The following is a 20,286-nucleotide window of genomic DNA, read 5'->3' as shown; positions in this document are numbered from 1 at the left end:
CCAAGGCGGTGATTGAAGTCCGCATTTGCGTTAGCCGGTCACTCAATCACTCTTTCACTCAATCACAATTTATTGTTTAATAAAGCGCTTCGTCGCCTGTTGGTCGCCTTGTCTGACGCGGATAAGGTAGGTTGCTGTCGGCAGCGCTTTTGTCGGGATCAGCTGGCGGAGCTGAGGACTGTTTTTCTGCACCTGCTGTGTCATCACCTCCCGCCCCTGCATGTCAATGAGCGTGATGGCGACCGGACCACGGTATCCGTTTGTCAGGTTCAGCATGACTTCATCCGCCGTCGGGTTTGGATTCAGCTGCAGGTCGAGCCGGAGATCTTCCGGTACGGCCGTAATCAGGCTTGAGGTTAGCGTAAACGGCACGATGCCTGATTCCGGAGCGGGTAGTTTGGTTTGGGTAAACAAGTGGAAGGCGCCGGGTTCAAGCACCAGCGTCATGTTCGGGTCCTGAACGTTGATTTCCTGCCCCGTGAAGTAGTGATACCAGATGCCGCCCGACGGGAAACCGGCCTTCACTGTTTGACTCCGGGTTTCAAAGTTACCGATCAGAAAAGCACTGCCACTGACGTTCGGCAAGGTTAACCGTTTGACCGTCGTGCTGAAATCCATCGTAAAATCGGTGGAGGAGAAGGCCGGCAGGCTTTGCTTGAGCTTAATAAACTCGCTGTAGGTTTTGTAGAGCTTGAGCCGCCGGGCATCCTGCGCATAGTTCCAGCGGACAGGCTTGGCAGCGGTACGGCAGTCGTTCAGGATGGTTGTTCCGTCAGAGCAGGTATTGATCGACAGATCGTAACCGAGTTCACCAAACTGCCAGATCAGTTTCGGGCCCGGTACCGAGAGCAGAAACGCCGCAGCCAGCTTTGAACGATCCAGGGCAGTGGCTACAGTTTTAATATTGTAATTACCGTCGATAATGCCGTTTTGTGCCAGATCAAACATGATCCGCTCCTCATCATGGCTTTCGGCATAACCAATCAGATTCGGGGTCGAAAAGCCGCGCTTCTGGTAAGAAATGCCTTCGAAGTTGCCCCCCTGACCACGCGCTGCCCCGCGGAAATCATAGTTGTGATTGCCCCAGAGCATCATGCCATAATTGGCCAGTTCTTTTTCTTCCTGATTGTCCGCAAAATGTTCCAGCATGACATACGCAGTTTTGTCGTAGCTCCGGATCTGATCGTAAATCCGTTTCCAGATCGCTACGCGGCTGGCATCATACGTACCCCATGCATTGACGTCATTGCCGGTATTTTTCTGCGTAAACCCTTTCGAGAGGTCGAAACGATAGCCGTCAAATTTATATTCCTGAATCCAGTATTGGCAAACACGCTGCACCAGTGCCTGTGTGGCCGTGCTTTCGTGGTTAAAATCAAAGAAAACGCTGAACGGGTGCGTGGCCTGCTGGTTAAAAAACGGGTTGTTGGCCGCCGGGCGGTCGTTGTTCCAGTACATTTTTACGTACGGGAATTCATAGTCGGCCTGGTTGAGTACCATGTCGAGTACGACCGCAATGCCGTTGCTGTGGCAGGCGTCCACAAAGCGTTTCAGGTCGTCTTTTGTGCCGTAGGCTTTGTCGGGAGCGAAGTAAAAAATAGGGTTGTAACCCCATGAGTCATTTCCCGAAAACTCCATAACCGGCATCAGTTCAATAACGTTTACGCCCAGCCGTTTCAGATACGATAAGCTGTCGGTCAGGGTTTTATACGACCGGTTCGATGAGAAATCGCGGACGAGCAGCTCATAAACGACCATTTTTTTCGGGTCGGAACGCTGGAAACTAGCCGTTTTCCAGGCAAACGGCGTCTGGTTCGTTTGTAACACGGAGACAATACCCTGCGCACCCTGCGGATATGCCTTCAGATTCGGATAGGTTGTTGATGAAATGTATTTGTCGTTATTCGGGTCCAGAATCTTATCGGCATACGGGTCGGCAACGGCCAGGGTACCGTTTACCAGATACTGATACGCTACCTCCTGACCAGCGGGGAGGCTTCCCAGTTCGATCCAGTAACGGTTACCGTCCGGCGTACGGTTCATGAGGTAGGCGGGGCTATAGGTCCAGTTGTTAAATTCACCGATGACGTGAACAAACTGCTTTTCAGGCGCAAAAAACGACAGGATAACGCGGTCGGCAGCGAGATAAGTAATCCCGTCTTTCACACCGGCCGGTAATTCGGCGATTTTCGGCTGCGGCCGGATACTGTAATAGAACGTATCCGCTGCTGTTTCGGACGCGGTTTTGGCTTGCACAATGACGGGGAAAACCGTGTTTCCAAGGTTACCCGCAGAAAACGAGAAATTGACCGTATCGCGGTTGGAGGCAGTAAAAACCGTGGCTCCCTGACGGGTAATCGTAAAGTTTGCTTTTTGTGAAGCAATCGCCTGCACATCAATTGTGCTGTTTGCCTCAACAAAAAAGCGCTGCTCAGTGGGTTTTGTGAAAATGACCGACAATTTAGTGTCGAAGACCGAGACAAAAAGATCTTCGGTCTGGAACCGGCCGTCCCCGCTTTTAACAACGAGTCCCAGCCGTTTAATGGCTTTGGCCGCCGGTACGTTGAAATAGGTACGTGGCGTTAGCTTAATCTGCCACCGGTCATTGCCCAGTGCGGTCATACGCCCCGGCTCAAAGGGCTTGCTGAAATCCGTTTGCCCGGCCGGCTGGAACTCCCACGGGTTAGTGTCGGTACTGCCCGCCCCCGACCAGAGATAGACATCGTTGGTTTTGCCCAGCAGCCCTGCCGCACGGCTGTCTTTCGCCTGTCTGAGGTCAACGATGAGGGTTACTTCCTGATCGGTCGTCGGGAAGGCTGGTTGTGTGGTGACAATCTGTGCCGGTGCCTGCGCGAAAACAAACAGCCAGCTGAATAAAAAGAATAAAGATCGTTGCATTGAGTCTGATCAACAAAGAGCCGCTGGTCTTTGTCTGGTTAAGAAAACACGAAACTGAAGTATCGCTATAAATAATGGGATTATAGCCTGACAAAAGTAAGGTGATTCGCCATGGGAATCGTTCCACTTTCGTGTTATCTAAAGAAAGAGGCGGGGGCAGGTAATTGCTTAGCGGTAAGCCGATTACTGTTCCGGGTAGGAGCAGATTAGGAAAGTGGTACTACAAACTATGCAGCGGAAGACCGGTAAATGAAAAAAACACGCCGGAGGCGTGTTTTCATCGGAAGAGCTATATCGAAAGATTAAACGAGTTCAACGTTAACGGCATTAACGCCTTTTTTTCCACGCTCTACTTCGAACTTAACCTGATCGTTTTCACGGATTTGGTCGATCAAACCAGAAGCGTGAACAAAGATATCCTCACCGCCGTTTTCCGGCTTAATGAAACCATAACCTTTGGTTTCATTGAAAAATTTGACTGTGCCTTTTTGCATTATTTTATTGGTATTGGCCTGCAATATAGGATGCCAAACGTTACGAACCTTGCTTTGGGAAAATTAATTTTATGTTTTGTCAAATATTAACCTGCTTTCAGAAGTTAAATCCATTCGTTAGGATAATACGTATAGTTTATTGGACAAACTGTTTAAGGAGTTGGTAGACCCGATGGGTTGGTAAACCCATCACCGTATAAAAAGAGCCTTCCAGCCGCTCAATACCGACTAAACCAATGAAATCCTGTGCGCCATACGAACCGGCTTTGTCGAAGGGTTGGCACTCACGGATATAATAACCGATTTCTTCATCAGTCAAATGGGCGAAATGAACGATGGCTTCGTCCGTAAATGATTGCCGGCCTTGCGGACTGAGAAGGCAAACGCCCGTCCGGACGCGGTGGGAGTGGCCCGCCAAATCACGGAGCATACGGTAAGCCTCAGCGGCATCTGCCGGTTTATTCATGATCCGGTTTCCGAGAATGACCACTGTATCGGCACAAAGCACCAGCCGGTCGCCCAGGTCAGCCTTAAATTCGGCTGCTTTCTGGCAAGCCAGGTACTCGGCAACGTCGTCGACAGGCATGGTCGCCGGAAAGAGTTCATCGGTTGGGCGGGTTTCTATGGTAAAATCGAATCCGGCGTCGGTCATCAGTTGTTTACGGCGGGGAGAACCCGATGCTAAAACAAGTGGGTAACGAAGTTGCAGCATGTCTGGTAAATTTTGTAAGTTGTCAGAACTGTACAATAGGAACCCAAAAGTACAGATAAACTCATCATCCGGCCCGGAAAAACGACTTTGAACCGGATCGGTATACGTTGCCGGGCCTGTTACCGTTGAGTAGGTTTTGCCAGCTCAGGCCGTATGAACAGGCTGTTTGTATCCGGGTAGTGTCGTGACATTTGCCCTTTAAATGAGTTATAAGAGATAATGACCGCGTTGTGTATCCCAATGAAGAAACTTATCGGAATCGTTTCTGTAAGCCTGACAATCTGCTGGATTGTCACAGGCTCGTTGGCCTATGCACAAAAAGATACCCTGTTTGGCAAACAGACCGATTCGGTTCAGGTTCGCTTTAAAGTACCTGTGACTGACAGCATGCGTCGCCGGACGGATAGTATATTGTATACCCGTTTTAAGCAGCGGATGTATAAACGCCGGCTTACCCGCCAGGTGTATGATGCCCTGTTTCGTGACGTGTATAACAGCCAGTTAAGAACAGGTGAGGTCGATGCGCTGGATAACAATCCGTTCCGGGAATATGCCGATAAGATTATCGGGACAATTTACATCCGGCGGCTGGATGTGTTCGGGCCAAGTGTTTACGATACCCTCCGGCAATCGCACAACTGGTTTGAACGCTTTGGGAGCCGGTTGCACGCCAACACCCGCGAAAGTGTTATCCGGCGCCAGTATCTGCTTTTTCAGGAAGGTGACCGCGTCGATCCGGTAAAACTGCGGGACAATGAACGGGTGCTCCGGAACACTTCGTTTTTTCATGATGCCCGTATATTGGTGGTGAACCGGCCGGGAAGCCGGCAGTTTGTGGATGTATATGTGATTACGCAGGATGTCTGGTCATTACTGCCGGATGGAGGAGTAGGGGGGCTGGACCGGTTTACACTGGGTCTCGATGACCGGAATTTCCGGGGTTTAGGCCATGATTTTTATAACCGGATCGCTTATGACGGGAAAAATCCGCAGCAAAAACTGGAGTATCAGGGCCGGTATATCATTCCCTACATCAACGCCTTTAACGTCAAAACCTTTCTTACCGCGCAGGGCGATTTTTTCTATCAGCGGGATTTAAAGCAGATTTCGCTGAGACTGTTCCGGAATTTTATTACCCCGGATACCAAATATGCCGGCTCTGTTCAGCTAAGCCGGAATGTAGTACAAAACTATATTTTTGACCGGTTCGATAGTTTGCAGACCGTAAAACTGGACTATCTCTACAGTGATATCTGGTTAGGCCGGGCCTTTAAGCTTTACCGGCTCTCCAACGATTCGACGAGGGCAAGGCTGGTTATCGCCGCCCGCAGCAGCAGCTATAAATATTTTTTGCGACCGGAACTGAGAGCTGACACCAACCAGCTTTACCAGAACACACGGACCACGTTGTTTAGTATCGGGTATTCCCAGCGCCGGTACGTACGCGATGTACTGATTTATGGCTTTGGCCGCACCGAAGATGTGCCGGCAGGAAATTTACTGTCTGTCGTCGGCGGGATTGACAGAGCGGAGTTGGGCGAGCGGATATACGGAGGCGTTAATTTTTCGCGCGGACAATACCTGAAAAAGGCAGGGTATTTATATACGTTGGTTAGTATGGGGGGCTTTTTCCGGTCCAATAACATTGAGCAGGGGTTGTTTGGCTTTATCGGAAATTATTTCAGTCCGCTGCACAAAACCCATTGGGGGAATATGCGGCACTTCCTGAACGTAAGATATACACGTGGGATCGACCGTTTTACCAATGAATACATTACCCTGAGCGGGCGGGATGGATTAGGAATCAATAACGATAACCTGCGCGGAACGAAACGGTTGCTGCTCAGCTACGAGAACGTGTTGTTCTCACAGCTCAACCTGATTGGTTTCCGGGTGGCTATCGTTTCGTTCGTAACCTTAGGGCTAGCCACCTTTCCGGAGAAGTCACTGCTGGCCGGACCTTTATACCAGGGGTATGGTATCGGCTTCCGTTTCCGGAACGAAAACCTGACCTTCAACAGTTTTCAGGTCCGGGTGGCCTACTATCCCAACATTCCTAACAATGCGCAGGCGCTACGTTTTGCCTTCGAAGCCGTTCCGGTTCTGCGCTTGCGCGACTTTGATATCAATGCACCGGAGATTATTCCATACCGCTGAAACAGAAAGGCGGGGAGATACCTCCCCCCGCCCCGGATAAACATCTGTTATCTTATTATTCCTGACAGGCTGTACCCGTAACTTCAACCTGAGCTTTAGTCTGGCAACTGCCGTTATCAATGGTCAAGGTATACGTACCGGGTAGTTTTACATCAAGGGCTGAGACATCATACGTACCCGCCAGGCGATATACATTGGTGAATAAGTAGCCATTCGGGCCGGTAAAGGTGAATGTCGGACCTGTACCTGTTGCCGTCAGTTTTACTGAGCAGGTACCATTGCCAACCGGACTGCTGGCGAGGAAGTTGGCAATAGTTGGTAACTGATCGCCAAGGGTGATAGAAGCCGTTGCCGTATTGCTACAGCCATTGGTGGTAACAGTATACGTAATGGTTGCCGGGCCCGGAGCGCCGGCACCTGGCGGAACGTAACTATTCCCGCTGATTGAGCCTAAACCGGAAACGGAGAAACTACCACCAGCGGTTGCCGGTGTTAACAGTACAGGTGCTGCACCGAAACAATACGTAGCCGGTAAACCGGTAAAGGCAGGATTTGGCAATGGTGTAAAGGCGGCTGATGCCGAAGCCGTATTAGTGCAACCGTTTACATCCGTAAGGAAAACACTGTACGTATTGGCCGTTGACACCGTAATCTGGCTGGTGCTTTGACCGGCAGCTGGTGATGGTGACCAGCTATAGGTATAGCTGCCAACTGCTGAAGGGATTGCGGATAAGGTCAGCGTCTGGCCCTGGACCTGGCAAGCTGTTGAAGAGATTACACTAACGGTTGTTGCGGCTGTTGTCGAACCACTCAGACCAACCGTAACGGTAGCGACTTCACCGCCTGAAATAGTTAATTGGGCAGCTGACGTAACGGATCCCGGTGTCAGCCCACCAAGACGACGTACACAGATTGCCTGATTTATGGTTCCGCTGGTTGGGCTCACGGTTGTGGTTGAAGCATAACCGGTTGTCGGGCAGGAGCCGCCTGTCCGGGGGGCTAATTCAAAGCCGGTTGGCGCATTCACGCTAACGACCCCGGTTGCATTGGTCGCTGATAGGGTGAATGACTGAGCGGTTGAAGCGGTGCTGCACGTAGCGTTTAAGCCGTTGAGTGACGATGGCGTTGTGGCGATTAAAGTACCATTTACTTTTAAATTATCAAGATTTAAGAAAATGGTATTTTCGCCGAAGCTGCTACCACCTCTATAGCCATATAGCCTGAATGTAATCGTACCTGTTGTACTTAACGGACTTGCAAAGGTCATAGATATAGGCGTTAACACCGTTTGCGAAAAGCCTGTAATGACAGAACGATCAGTTGAAAAGTTGTCAGCACTTGATCTTATCGAAAGGTCAAGCGGACCCGTACCTTGATTATTTGATGCTTCAACGCTAATAGATCTGATACGGGCTGTCGTATTGGCTGTTGGTGTTATACTAAACTCAATGTAATCCGTTAAATCCGGATTGCTGTTTTTTGTCCATCCTTTAGACGTAAAATATGTAATTGATATAATCGTGCCGAAGTAGCTGTTACCAATAATATTTCCTACCGAGATTCCGGATCCGGTACTAATTGAGGAGGCAGTAATACCTGTTACGACTGAGGCGGCCGTCGGGGCAAACGTATTATTTAAATTCCATCCGGCCAGATTGCTCTGTGCATGACTCCTGCCAACAAAAAGAGACAGAATAAACACTGCATATAAAAACACATGAATGGCCTTCACTGAAGAAGGATCTGACGACTGGTAATCTGATTGGGGTACAAAAGTTGACATAACCTTGGATATTTGGAGTGTTTAACATGGTAATGCGAGGTTTGTTGAGGTACAACTACGGAGGGTGAGAGGAGATTAACGAGAAGAGTTAATGTTCATAAACGTTATATTGTATATCGCAATAAGATAATGATTACTTTAATATACTCAATATTTATTAAAAGCAACTATTAAGTAAGTAATATATTTTATATGAAGCTATAAAATGTAGTATAAATTATAAATGGTAACTTTTTGCCTCATTTCTTTATTCAGCCTCTCATCCCTTTTAGAAATTTTCTGGCTAGACGAACTTTTTTTTGATTAACTGTTGTTACATTTAATGTAATGACATTATATTTGCATCGTCATCAACTAATACTAAAGATTAGTACTGGCATTGATAGATGGGTGTGCTTATTTTGTAAGTTAAATAAGGTGACTTTACAACGAACCCCCGATCGAAAGAACCATGTCAATTGAAACGGATATAAAACAAACAGCATTCCGCAATCCCTATCACAGGCTTCTGGTCAATATTATGTTTACCAGCAACTGGATCGGCGACGGGCAGATGCAGATTCTGAAACCTCATGGCGTAACGCTGCAGCAATATAACGTGTTGCGTATCCTGCGGGGTCAGTATCCTAACCCGGTGAAAGTGAGTGATATTACGGAGCGGATGCTGGATAAAATGTCGAATGCCTCACGCCTGGTCGATAAGCTGTTGCTGAAACAGCTGGCCGAACGGACCGAGTGTCCGAGTGACCGGCGGGCTGTCGATGTAGTAATTACCCAAAAAGGGCTTGACCTGCTCAAAATGCTGGATGATTGCCAGTCAGGCTGGGAGGATGGCTTAAAAGAACGTTTGTCGGAAGAAGAAGCCGTAACGATCAGTCTGCTGCTGGATAAGCTCCGGAAGGGCTGTGATTTGTAATTAATAGTTTACTTTTTAATAAATACCTGGAAAACAATCCCTATGAAAACTCGTCAATTTATCGCCGGCCTTGCTGCCATTGTTTTAGTTGCTGGTAACTTAGCGTTTATCGGTCCTGACAAAACGGCTAAGAAAGCAGCTACTCTGAAAGTTGATACACAGAAAAGTGTATTGAACTGGAATGGTAAAAAAGTAACCGGAGAGCACTCAGGCGCGGTGAAAATCGAAAACGGTACAATCTCAGTAGATGGTACTAAGCTGGTTGGTGGTACGTTCCTGATCGACATGAACAGCATCACGTGTTCTGACCTGACTGATGCCGGTTACAATGCTAAATTCATCGGCCACATGAAGTCAGAAGATTTCTTCAACACAGCGAAATACCCGACTGCGAAGTTCGAAATCACCAAAGTTACACCTAAAGGCGGTACTAACTTCGATATCACAGGCAACATGACAATCAAAGGCATTACCAATGCCGTTACGTTCCCGTCTGTTGTAAAAGTGACACCGGCTGGTCTGGAAGCTACAGGCAAGGCAACCCTGGATCGTACCAAATACGATATCCGTTATGGTTCGAAGTCATTCTTCGAAAACATCGGCGACAAAGCGATCTACGACGACTTTACGGTTGACCTGAAACTGGTTGCTACAAAGTAAGCTGTTTCGGAACAGATAGAAATCCCGGCTTTGCACTGGCAGAGCCGGGATTTTTTGTGTCTGCTGCTCACACCGGAAACGCCGGAAAATCGTCCAGGTAGCTAACGGCGTCTGTGTCAAAATCGATGGCGCAGCAATAATGGGTATTACCGTTGGTAATGACCAGAAAAGGGGCTTTGTGAATAAGGTTGTACCGGCCGATCTGATCAAAAACAGACTGGGTAAGGGCGATATGGGGGGCTTTGCATTCGACAAGCAGGAAGGGCTTGCCCTGCCGGTCAAAAGTAACCAGATCAGTACGCTTCTGTAACTTGTTCAAGGTCAGGCCACCTTCGCACCGGATCAGGGTTTTGGGATACCGGTAATGATTGACTAACAGGTTAATAACGTGCTGACGTACCCACTCTTCGGGGGTTAACCGGATATGCTTTCGGCGAAGTTGGTCAAATATGTAAGGTTTCCCGTCAATCTGCTTAAGTTTGCAGTCAAAGGAAGGCAAATTAATGTCGTACATGTAACGAATATACGACGAAAAGCAGCAATTTCCTGCCTCATCACTAATTTCAGTTTAATCTATGAAGACAAAAGAGGAAATCGTAAACAATTGGTTACCAAGGTATACCGGTACGCCAATTGAGCAATTCGGCGAGTACATTCTGCTCGTCAACTTCATCAACTATGTCGAAATGTTTGCGAAAAAGTTTGATGTTGAAATCTACGGAATGGGCCGTGCCATGCAGACGGCAACGGCAAACAATATAACCATCATCAATTTCGGAATGGGTAGTCCGATGGCTGCCACCGTCATGGACTTGCTGACGGCCGTGGACCCGAAAGCCGTATTGTTTTTAGGCAAATGCGGCGGGCTGAAAAAAACGCAGATCGGTGATCTGGTGCTGCCGATTGCGGCCATTCGCGGAGACGGTACGAGCAATGATTACATGCGGCCTGAAATTCCGGCACTGCCTTCGTTCCGGTTACAGCGCGCTGTTTCGTCGATGATCAAAAAACACGAACTTGATTACTGGACAGGAACGGTTTATACGACAAACCGCCGGATCTGGGAGCACGATGAAGCGTTTAAGGAGTATCTCCGCGAAATCCGTACGATGGCCATTGATATGGAAACGGCAACAATCTTTACGGTAGGCTTTGCCAATTCGATTCCGCACGGCGCATTGTTGCTGGTATCGGATAACCCGATGGTGCCGGAAGGCGTAAAAACGGAAGAGAGCGACAAACGGGTAACCTCCAACTTTGTCGACAAACACCTCGAAATCGGTATCGACTCGCTGAAAGAGCTCGGCTCGTCGGGTGAATCAGTCAAACACCTTCGGTTTGAATAAAAAACTGAGGTTAGCGGGCTTCATGCCCCGCTAACCCCGTTGAGTCGTTTAGTTACAGTATTCGCTGATTACTTTATAGGCAGGCGTGTAGCCCAGTTCGCCCGCTTTCGACAAATCAAAACAGCCGCCGTTTTCGTCGCCGAGGGTGTGCCTGATAATGCCCCGGACATAAAACGCCTCACCATATCGCGGATTGAGCTTAATAGCGCTGTTGCAATCCAGAATAGCTCCTTTCTGATCACCTTGCTGTGACTTAATCAGTCCCCGCGTAAAATAGGCTTCGGCATACGTCGGATTCAGTTCAATGGCTTTATTCAGATCCAGAATCGCATTTTTGGGGTCTCCCTGTTTACTGCGGGTGATGCCCCGGCTGAAGTAGGCTTCCGAACGCTCCGGCGACAGATCGTTGATTTTATTCCGCTCCTGCACAATGTTCCGGAGGTTATCCAGAATTGGGCGCGTGATTTTTCCGGAATAATAGACCTTACTGTCGGCATTGGCATTGTTAAACTCAATTGCCTTGTTAAAATCAGTCAGTGCTGATTTCTGATCACCGAGTTTGCTGTGGCAGAAACCCCGCCCGTAATAGAATTTATAGTTAGAATTATCAATCGCAACGGCACGGTCGAAGTCGGCAATGGCGGTCTTGTAATCTTCCTGCTTGCTATGGGCAAAGCCACGGAAATAGAATGATTCGGCGTCGTTGCTATTTAGTTCGAGTGCTTTATTCAGGTCTTGAATGGCCCCGGTAAAATCATTTAGTTTTACCCGTGACATCCCGCGGGCAGCATAGGCTTGTGCGCGTTTGGGGTTCAGTTCGGCCACTTTAGTGAAATCGGCCAGACTACCCGGATAGTCGTCGAGCTTTTGTTTGGTAATGCCGCGGGCAAAGAGCGCATTGATATTGCTTGGGTCGAGTTCGATGGTTTTGCTGAAATCCTGGAGCGCCCCCCGGTACTGTTCGAGGTAGCTCCGGCTAATGCCCCGGTTGTAGTAGCCTTGCGGATCGTTGGGGTTGAGTTCGATGGCCCGGCTGTAGTCGAGTAACGCTGCGCGGTGGTCGTCCTGTTTGCTTTTACTAACCCCCCGGCTCAGAAACGCAAGTGCGTCTTTCGGGTTGAGGTCAATGGCTTTATCGTAATCCAGAATAGCGCCCCGGTGGTCTTTCAGGTTTGCTTTGGCCAGTCCGCGATTGTAGTAACTGGCTGCATTATCGGGATTCATCGTGATGGCCATGCTGAAGGCTTGCAGGGCACCGGTAAAGTCGTTGGCTTTGCTTTTGGTAATGCCGCTTTCAAAATAATCAGCAGCCGTTTGCTGGGCGTTAACTGTCTCGGGTAAGACCGACAGGCAGACTCCTGTGCAGAAAAGTAACCGGAAAGAGACCCTCGCCAGCGGTTGAAAAACGTGCTTCATTGAGCTTATAGATGGTTTTTGGTACCGCAGAGTCGTGAATGAAGCGCTAAAATTAGCCCTATTAGCTACGCTTACCAAGCTAAATTCCGTCAAAATTTAGGCAGTGGCAGCTAACTTTCACCCGCTCTGCAAAATAGAGTGTATCTATTTTCAACGTTGAAGACCCCTCATCTAATGTATAGATGCTCAGAAGATAGATGATTTTATAGTACATACTGCCAAAAAAGCCAGAAGCATTCAGGATTTATATGACAATAAGGCAGTGTTTTGCGCGATTTAAGTCTTTTTAGTGTCAAAATGGCGTATTATTCTGTTTGGTACATGATTTGTAAATCAGATAGCGAAACAGAAAAGAACTAAAAAACAAGAAATACAATGGCAACGCTAATTCGCTCAAACCAGGTCCCGACTATTTTTGATCAATTATTCAATCAGGAAATCAACCGGCTGGCCAAACATCCTGTTTTTGCTCAACCCGTCATTTCACGTTATCAGAAAGGCGGCTCAGTGCCGGCCGTCAATGTGAAGGAGTCAGCAGAAGCATTTACACTGGAAGTGGCTGCTCCCGGATTGGTTAAAGAGCAATTCTCTGTAAAAGTTGACAACAATATCCTGACATTGGCCTATGCTCCCGCAGAGACGGAAGCCGAAGGAAAACAGGAAAAATATACCCACAAGGAGTTCAGTACCGGCAGCTTCACCCGCTCGTTCCGGTTGCCTGAAAACGTGAATAAGGAGGCCATTCAGGCTGCATACACAAACGGTATTCTGACGGTGTCGGTACCCAAAGTGGCGGAACAAAAGCCTGAACCAAAACAAATTCAGATCGCCTGATGCTGACGGAATAGTATTCCGTTTTATATAAAAAAATCCCGTCAGCATCTGACGGGATTTTTTTGTGGTGTTATTTGCCGCCGGGCCGGGTTGGCCGGATTTCAATTTTTGACGGCAGTGTGCGGGCCGGCATATGAATCAGGTCCGACACAAGCTGACCGATGTCTTCCGGCTGAATTTTCCAGGCATCTTTATCATTCGGCTCGTGGTTGTTGAAATAGGTAGCCACGGAACCCGGCATGATGGTCGTTACCTTAATACCTTCGCTGCGCAGATCAAGCATGACCGCCTGCGTAAAGCCAACCAGCCCGAATTTGCTGGCATTATACGCCGAGCCTTTTTCGAAAAAGTTGGTGCCCGCCAGACTGGCAATTGTGATGAAATAGCCCTCTGACGATTTCAGGGCTCCGAGCGTCGTTTTGGCGGTATAGAACACACCGGTCAGGTTAATGTCGATGGTTTCGTGCCACAGTTCCGGCGTAAGCTCCTGAATGGAAGCGAAATGACCCACACCGGCATTGGCAATGACATAGTCAATACGTCCCCATTTTTCGAGAACCGTATCAACGGCTTTCTGCTGCGAAGCAAAATCACGGACATCGGCTTCAAGACCGAGGGCGAAATCCGGTTTAATGGCGTTAAGTGCTGCGGCCGCCGCGTCTGCACTTTCCTGCGAGCGGCTCGTGATGGCCACCTTGATCCCTTCTTTTATTAACACTTCGGCAATTCCGTAACCAATACCTTTGGAACCACCGGTGATGAATGCCGTTTTACTAACGTCTGCCATAATTTTTGTTGCTGAGAAACATAATGCGGACCAGGCAAGCATGCCGGTCAGAATCGTAACTCCCCGTCCGGCCGGAAAGTTTCGGCCATTCAGGAAGCATTTTTGTCTTTAAAATGCCGGCGTGTTTCGCCGAAATCCATTTTTTGGGTCATGCCCATAATGGCTTGTGTGATGCGTTTGGCTTTTGTACCAGGTGTTTTGGCCGATTCAATCCACCGGGTGTAGTACTTCTGATGACTGCCCGGCAGCTTGTCGAAATAGGCTTTGGCCTCCGGCGCATCGTCCAGACACGCCAGTAAATCGGCTGAAAGCTGCACGTCTGACTCATCAAGGGCCAGTGTAACCGTCACCCTGGCACCGGCTTCCTTCCGCAGGGCTTTTCGCATGGTGGTATTGACGGCCAGGATAAAATCACCCTCGCCCATCGGCACCAGGGCGACCTGCCTGAGGGCGTATTGATCAATCGACCCTTTGACGCGGAATGACGTACGGGTGCCGGGCTTTAGCTGCCCAGCCAGCGAAGCCGGAATCTCAATATACGTCCAGCCCGACTTTTCGCCTTTGGCTCCGAACTTAAGCAGTTCTGTCTGAAACGTTAGCATGCAGAAAGCACGTTTGTTTCCGGCAAGTTACTGACTTGCGCTGACATGTGCATGTCAGTAGTAGAGATACAGCAAATGAAATGTCCGCTTTATTGCGGCATGAACGGGCAATGCGAAAAGTGAGGCCATGCCGGTTGCAGATGCTTGTAGCAGACCCTAAACTTTTGTTTAATGGCTGCTACAAGCTTAGCGATAGGAGGGTGCTTTTGCCGTTATCAGTTAGCTGCTACCGGTTTTACCTTCCGGACGCGGTACCGGTTCATCGCGATGATCGCGCCGAGCATGATAACGATGCCAATGAGCTGGGTGGTAGTCAGCTGTTCGCCCAGCAGAAAATGGGCAGTAATGACGGCAACCGGCAGTTCGGCCGTCATCAGAATACCGCTGATTCCCGCCCCGACATGAGGAATACCTTTAGCAAACAGCACCGGTGGAATCACCGTCCCGAACAGGGCGAGAAACAACGCCCACTGACCGAGTGCGAATCCTAAATGGCTTTCGGTCGCCAGCGATGGCAGGTTGACTAACCCGATGGCCAGGGCCGACCCGGTCATGATCCATGCACTTTTCGTCAGATTCGGCATGTGTTTGCCTGCGCGGCTGTTGGCAACAATGTAGCCTGCATACAGAACGGATGCCAGCAATACGTAGAAAATACCGGTCCACGAGACATGAAAATCAGTATTTCCCCATAGATTACCGGCCAGGACTGTTCCGCCGATAATAACTGCCGAAATACCGGCTTCCATCAACGAAGGCCTTTTCCTGAAAAAGAGCCAGTCGAACAGGAGCCCCATCCACGTAAACTGCATCAGCAAGACAATGGCGAGCGATGCCGGTATATAGTGTACCGAAACGTAGTAGTAAAAGGTAGCCAGACCGATGGTCGCTCCGGTACCCAGAAGTGCTGCGATTTGCCGGCGGCCAACCGACCGCACCGAAAAGCCCGGCGACACGATCCGGGCCAGCAGCCAGAGCAGAAGAGCACCGGTAAAGGCTTGCGAAAACGAGATTTCGGCCGGGGAATACCCCTGCTGATAGGCAATTTTGACAAAAGAAGACAGGATACCGAAGCTGACCGCCCCGGCTAATACCATTAGAATATATTTAGTCATAAAAAGGATTGTCTAGCTGGAATGCATTTGGTTTGCGAATCGGCTAAACAACCTGACTGACTGGTTGAACGGCACAGGAAAATCTGCCTTCTGCGGGGAGAAGGCCTGCGCCCAGAATCACATCCGGTTGTTTAGCTTAGCAGCTGACCGGTGGCGGAAGAATGGTATACGTGACAGGTTGCATGCTTGTTCAGGTTTCCTGCAATCTAAGAAAAATACGCTATATGGCGCAACCAGTGGTTAGTCTGTCAGGAAAGGGCGGAGATTGTCGAGGTATTTCTGCCCATTGCCGGTGTTGAGCAGCAGGACCCTGTCCGTTGCCGAGAGCCAGCCCTGACGGAGCAGCTGCCGGGCGGCGGTCCATAACGCAGCGCCCTCAGGTGCCAGAAACACACCCTCAGTTTTGCCGATCTCACGCACACTGTCAACCATATCAGCCTCTGAAATGCCCAGTGTCAGGCCCCGTGATTCGTGTAGTACGTTCAGCATCAGCGGCTCGCCAATAGGGCGGGGGACAGCCAGCCCGTTGGCCAGGGTTGGTTTTCCGTTATACTGCTGTGCATTGGGCTGTTTGCCAAGCCAGGTGTCTACGAGGGGCTGGCAGTTTTCGGCCTGAACCGCCACCATACGCGGGAGCCGGATATCGGCCGGTAGCCAGCCCAGCTGCTGCATTTCGCGGAAGGCTTTCCAGATGCCGATCAGCCCCGTTCCGCCACCCGCGGGATACAGAATAACGTCCGGCAGCTGCCAGTTCATTTGTTCGGCAATTTCGTAACCCATCGTTTTTTTGCCTTCAATCCGGTAAGGTTCCTTGAGTGTTGACAGATCGAGCCATTGTCCGCTGCTGTTGAGTTGCCGGACTTTGGCGGCGCAATCGTTGATGAGTCCGTCGATGAGGTGCACGTCGGCACCGTACCAATAACATTCTTCCTGGAATGCTTTAGGCGTATGTCGGGGCATGACTACAACGGCCTGCATGGCGGCCCGGGCACAGTAAGCGGCCATTGCCACTCCGGCATTCCCGGCCGTTGGGATGATGCATCCTTCAACGCCGTATTCATGTGCTTTGGAAATGGCCATGCTCAGGCCACGGGCTTTAAACGATCCGGTCGGATTTTTACCTTCGTCCTTCAGCCACAGGTCGCTGAAGCCATTTGCCGCACCGAGCCGGTTGAGGCCGAGCATGGGCGTAAAGCCTTCGCCAAGGCTAATCTGATGCGCTGCCGAGAAGACCGGCAGCACTTCCCGATAGCGCCACATAGTGCCTTCGCGATGCAGGAGTATGCGTTTATCCGGTCCGCCGGTAAGCGTATACTGAGCCAGCAGCGGCATGTGGCAGCAGGGGGAAAGCGTATGCAGAACAGCCGGGGTATACGGCTGCCGGCAGGCCGAACAGATCAGGTGATCAAACAGGCTGTAGGTCGTTGGTGAAGCAGGCAAAGCGGACATCATGCCCCAAAAGACCGCACTATCGGGCACGAAAGCAATCTCGTTTTTGGAATGGGTTATGCCGGTTTGGCATAGAAGCGTTTCGTGAACCGGATAAAATCCTGCAAGGCATGCTGGTTTTCGGTACCACGGCGCTGTATAAAATGAAAGGTCCGGTTGATCTGTAAGTCCTTGATCGGGAGGTGTATCAGTTCACCTGACTCAAGCTCCTTTGCCACCGCCTGACGCGGCAGAAACGCCATCGCCGTATCGACGCGGACAAAATTCTTGAGGGCTTCGGTACCACCCAGCCGGACACGCACCGGTAGCTCAGAAAGATCGATCTGATGGGAAGCCAGGACCTGCTCCACAACGGCGAGGGTGCCCGAACCCGTCTCCCGCAGTGCAATGGGGGTATGGCGCAGATCGGCAATGGTCAGTTTCTGGTGCTTCAGCGGGCTGGTTGGCGAACAGACAGCAATCACCTCATCGGTCAGAAAAGGCGTGGAGGTAATGTTGTTGGCTTTGCTGGCCGCTTCCACAACCCCGAGGTCAATTTCGTGATCGAGCAGGGCCTTCAGAATATTTTCGCTGTTGCGGTTTTTCAGCGTAAGCTGAAGTGTCGGATGCTGTTGCAGGTAGGCCGAAAGCACTCTTGGCAACACATAGAGCGAAATGGTTGTGCTGGCACCCAATATCATGTGCAAAGGTGGAGCAAACGCCTGACTCAGTGCCTGCATATCCTGATAGAGCGTTTGCTGCAGCTGCCGCGCTTCGAGCAGCCGGTCGTACAGAAGCCGCCCCGCCGGGGTCAGATGAATGCTGTTGCCTTTCCGTTCAAACAAGCCGGTTTTGTAAAATGCCTCCAGCGCCTGTATCTGTTTGCTGATAGCCGACTGACTGATGAAAAGCGTCTGGCTGGCCTTTGTAAAACTCAGCTGACGGGCCACTTCAATAAATACTTCGTGCTTGTAGGAGATCATGTGTGTTCTGATGAAGGAATACAAAATAAAAGCCCTTTACTGAACCAGTAAAGGGCTTCGCTATTTGTGAGAGACCGCGCGGGTCTTCCGCTTATTTCACTTCTTCGTAAGGAACGTCAGACACGTTGTCTTCCGTTGCCTGGCCCTGAGTACCCTGAGCGCCGTTGAAGTCGGCACCAGGAGCGCCTTGTGCACCGCCACCTGCGTTATAGATGTCCTGCGAGGCCGCATTCCAGGCTTCCGTGATTTTCGTCATGGCAGCGTCGATAGCAGCGGCATCCCGTGAACTGTGAGCCGATTTCAGCTCCGCCAGTGCACTTTCAATCGCCGATTTATTGGCTGCCGACAGCTTATCACCATATTCTTTCAGCTGTTTCTCAGTCTGGAATAACATCGAGTCAGCCTGATTTACTTTTTCAATTTTTTCACGTTCCGCTTTGTCCGCCGCTTCGTTGGCTTTCGCTTCTTCACGCATTTTGTTGATTTCGGCGTCAGTCAGACCGCTTGATGCTTCAATCCGGATTTTCTGCTCTTTACCGGTGCCTTTGTCGCGGGCTGTTACGTTCAGGATACCATTGGCATCCACGTCGAAGGTAACTTCGATTTGTGGTACACCGCGTGGTGCCGGCGGGATGTCTGACAGGATAAACCGGCCTAACTGGCGGTTCTGTGTTGCCATCGGACGCTCACCCTGCAATACGTGGATTTCTACGCTTGGCTGGTTGTCTGAAGCGGTTGAGAACGTTTCTGACTTTTTGGTCGGAATTGTCGTGTTCGCTTCGATCATTTTGGTGAACACACCACCCATTGTTTCGATACCCAGCGAAAGCGGGATAACGTCAAGGAGCAGTACGTCTTTCACTTCACCGGTTAAGACGCCCCCCTGGATAGCGGCACCTACGGCAACGGCTTCATCAGGGTTAACGCTTTTCGATGGTTTCCGGCCAAACAGTTTCTCAACTTCGTCCTGAACGCGTGGAATACGGGTCGAACCACCGACCAGGATCACTTCGTCAATCTGGCTGGCCGCCATACCGGCGTTTTTCAGGGCGCGACGGCAAGGCTCAAGGCTGCGCTGGATCAGCGAATCAGCCAGTTGCTCAAACTTAGCGCGTGACAGCGAACGTACCAGGTGTTTCGGAATACCGTTTACCGGCATGATGTACGGCAGGTTGATCTCGGTCGACGTTGAACTCGACAATTCGATCTTGGCTTTCTCCGCTGCTTCTTTCAGACGCTGAAGGGCCATCGGATCCTGGCGCAGGTCAATGCCTTCGTCTTTCTTGAACTCGTCGGCCAGCCAGTCGATGATCACCTGGTCGAAGTCATCACCACCCAGGTGAGTATCACCGTCGGTCGATTTTACTTCGAATACACCGTCGCCCAGTTCAAGGATAGAAATATCAAATGTACCGCCCCCTAAGTCGAATACGGCAATCTTGCGGTCCTGATCTGTTTTATCCAGACCATAGGCAAGGGCGGCAGCGGTTGGTTCGTTGATAATCCGTTTAACCTCCAGACCAGCAATCTGACCGGCTTCTTTCGTTGCCTGACGTTCTGCATCGTTGAAGTAGGCAGGTACCGTAATAACGGCTTCTGTTACTGTCTGGCCGAGGTAATCTTCGGCCGTCTGCTTCATTTTCTGCAGAATCAGCGCCGAAATTTCCTGTGGTGTATATTGACGGTCACCGATGCGTACGCGCGGGGTATCGTTCGGACCACGCTCTACGTCGTAAGCTACCGTTTTAATCTCATTCTGAACTTCAGCGAAGCGCTTACCCATGAACCGCTTCACTGATTGAATCGTATGCTTAGGGTTGGTGATGGCCTGGCGTTTGGCCGGAGCACCTACTTTACGCTCACCGTTACCGTTGTCCATGAAAGCCACTACCGAAGGTGTGGTGCGGGCTCCTTCGCTATTTGGAATAACGACAGGCTCGTTACCTTCCATGACGGCTACACATGAGTTTGTAGTACCTAAGTCAATGCCAATAATCTTTCCCATGATGGTTTATTGCTATGTTTATGCTTTGTGTTCTAAATGTCAGTTATACCTATCCTATCAAGCAATATGCCAGCCCGTAAATTTGCGTAAAATCGTGACAGATTGGCAGGGGAATCCGAACGAACGAGACAAGTCGACGGGTTATCCTGA

At 50.1% G+C, this 20,286-nt stretch carries 17 protein-coding genes; 5 read left to right on the top strand and 12 right to left on the bottom strand.

The annotated features are described in order from the left end of the window. Positions 1-69: 69 nt before the first annotated feature. From BLX24_RS10380 to BLX24_RS10370, 3 genes are all read right to left on the bottom strand, one after another. Positions 70-2,898 (bottom strand): alpha-amylase family glycosyl hydrolase, encoded by a 2,829-nt coding sequence (locus tag BLX24_RS10380; protein WP_071503054.1) that lies wholly within the window; start codon positions 2,896-2,898, stop codon positions 70-72. 302 nt (positions 2,899-3,200) lie between these two features. Beyond that, on the bottom strand, positions 3,201-3,392 hold the full coding sequence (locus BLX24_RS10375; protein ID WP_071503053.1) for a cold-shock protein: 192 nt from the start codon (positions 3,390-3,392) through the stop codon (positions 3,201-3,203). Positions 3,393-3,528: 136 nt separating this feature from the next. Then, positions 3,529-4,104: a Maf family protein gene (locus BLX24_RS10370; RefSeq protein WP_071503052.1), complete on the bottom strand. Its 576-nt coding sequence runs from the start codon at positions 4,102-4,104 to the stop codon at positions 3,529-3,531. Positions 4,105-4,344: 240 nt separating this feature from the next. Here BLX24_RS10370 and BLX24_RS10365 point away from each other — a divergent pair, with 240 nt between their 5' ends. After that, positions 4,345-6,261 carry a BamA/TamA family outer membrane protein gene (locus BLX24_RS10365; RefSeq protein WP_071503051.1) on the top strand — a complete coding sequence of 639 codons (1,917 nt, stop codon included), beginning with the start codon at positions 4,345-4,347 and terminating at the stop codon, positions 6,259-6,261. A 55-nt stretch (positions 6,262-6,316) separates the two neighbouring features. Here BLX24_RS10365 and BLX24_RS10360 read toward each other — a convergent pair whose 3' ends face one another. Further along, complete coding sequence (locus tag BLX24_RS10360) at positions 6,317-7,528, bottom strand: hypothetical protein (RefSeq protein ID WP_143092638.1); 1,212 nt, start codon at positions 7,526-7,528, stop codon at positions 6,317-6,319. Positions 7,529-8,495: 967 nt separating this feature from the next. On the opposite strand from BLX24_RS10360, the gene BLX24_RS10355 reads away from it, so the two are divergent. Next, positions 8,496-8,960 carry a MarR family winged helix-turn-helix transcriptional regulator gene (locus BLX24_RS10355; RefSeq protein WP_071503049.1) on the top strand — a complete coding sequence of 155 codons (465 nt, stop codon included), beginning with the start codon at positions 8,496-8,498 and terminating at the stop codon, positions 8,958-8,960. 42 nt (positions 8,961-9,002) lie between these two features. After that, a complete protein-coding gene (locus BLX24_RS10350; protein WP_071503048.1) occupies positions 9,003-9,620 on the top strand; it encodes a YceI family protein in 618 nt (205 codons plus the stop codon). Positions 9,621-9,687: 67 nt separating this feature from the next. Here the strand turns inward: BLX24_RS10350 and BLX24_RS10345 are convergent, their stop codons facing one another. Beyond that, entirely contained in the window at positions 9,688-10,134 is a 447-nt protein-coding gene (locus tag BLX24_RS10345; RefSeq protein ID WP_071503047.1) for a type I restriction enzyme HsdR N-terminal domain-containing protein, read from the bottom strand. 61 nt (positions 10,135-10,195) lie between these two features. On the opposite strand from BLX24_RS10345, the gene BLX24_RS10340 reads away from it, so the two are divergent. Next, a complete protein-coding gene (locus BLX24_RS10340; protein WP_071503046.1) occupies positions 10,196-10,966 on the top strand; it encodes an AMP nucleosidase in 771 nt (256 codons plus the stop codon). Between the two features lie 48 nt (positions 10,967-11,014). On the opposite strand, the gene BLX24_RS10335 is transcribed toward BLX24_RS10340, so the two are convergent. Further along, a complete protein-coding gene (locus BLX24_RS10335; protein WP_071503045.1) occupies positions 11,015-12,382 on the bottom strand; it encodes a tetratricopeptide repeat protein in 1,368 nt (455 codons plus the stop codon). 375 nt (positions 12,383-12,757) lie between these two features. On the opposite strand from BLX24_RS10335, the gene BLX24_RS10330 reads away from it, so the two are divergent. Next, the gene (locus BLX24_RS10330) at positions 12,758-13,216 is read left to right on the top strand and encodes an Hsp20/alpha crystallin family protein (RefSeq protein ID WP_071503044.1); all 459 of its coding nucleotides are present in this window, start codon (positions 12,758-12,760) and stop codon (positions 13,214-13,216) included. A gap of 70 nt (positions 13,217-13,286) precedes the next feature. Here the strand turns inward: BLX24_RS10330 and BLX24_RS10325 are convergent, their stop codons facing one another. The 6 genes from BLX24_RS10325 to dnaK form a co-directional block, all read right to left on the bottom strand. Beyond that, positions 13,287-14,003, bottom strand: a complete 717-nt coding sequence (locus BLX24_RS10325) for an SDR family oxidoreductase (RefSeq protein ID WP_071503043.1) — start codon at positions 14,001-14,003, stop codon at positions 13,287-13,289. Between the two features lie 89 nt (positions 14,004-14,092). Continuing rightward, entirely contained in the window at positions 14,093-14,605 is a 513-nt protein-coding gene (locus BLX24_RS10320; protein WP_071503042.1) for a YdeI/OmpD-associated family protein, read from the bottom strand. Between the two features lie 215 nt (positions 14,606-14,820). Then, on the bottom strand, positions 14,821-15,720 hold the full coding sequence (locus tag BLX24_RS10315; RefSeq protein ID WP_071503041.1) for an EamA family transporter: 900 nt from the start codon (positions 15,718-15,720) through the stop codon (positions 14,821-14,823). 240 nt (positions 15,721-15,960) lie between these two features. Continuing rightward, entirely contained in the window at positions 15,961-17,199 is a 1,239-nt protein-coding gene (locus tag BLX24_RS10310; RefSeq protein ID WP_229201754.1) for a threonine synthase, read from the bottom strand. Between the two features lie 26 nt (positions 17,200-17,225). Continuing rightward, complete coding sequence (locus BLX24_RS10305; RefSeq protein ID WP_071503040.1) at positions 17,226-18,131, bottom strand: LysR family transcriptional regulator; 906 nt, start codon at positions 18,129-18,131, stop codon at positions 17,226-17,228. Between the two features lie 91 nt (positions 18,132-18,222). Then, the gene (gene dnaK, locus BLX24_RS10300; protein ID WP_071503039.1) at positions 18,223-20,136 is read right to left on the bottom strand and encodes a molecular chaperone DnaK; all 1,914 of its coding nucleotides are present in this window, start codon (positions 20,134-20,136) and stop codon (positions 18,223-18,225) included. Positions 20,137-20,286: the final 150 nt, after the last annotated feature.

This window comes from Arsenicibacter rosenii (genome assembly GCF_001870735.1).
Classification (GTDB): Bacteria; Bacteroidota; Bacteroidia; order Cytophagales; family Spirosomataceae; genus Arsenicibacter; species Arsenicibacter rosenii.
The sequence above is the reverse complement of the archived record's forward strand: the minus strand, read 5'-3'. Positions and strand labels throughout refer to the sequence as shown.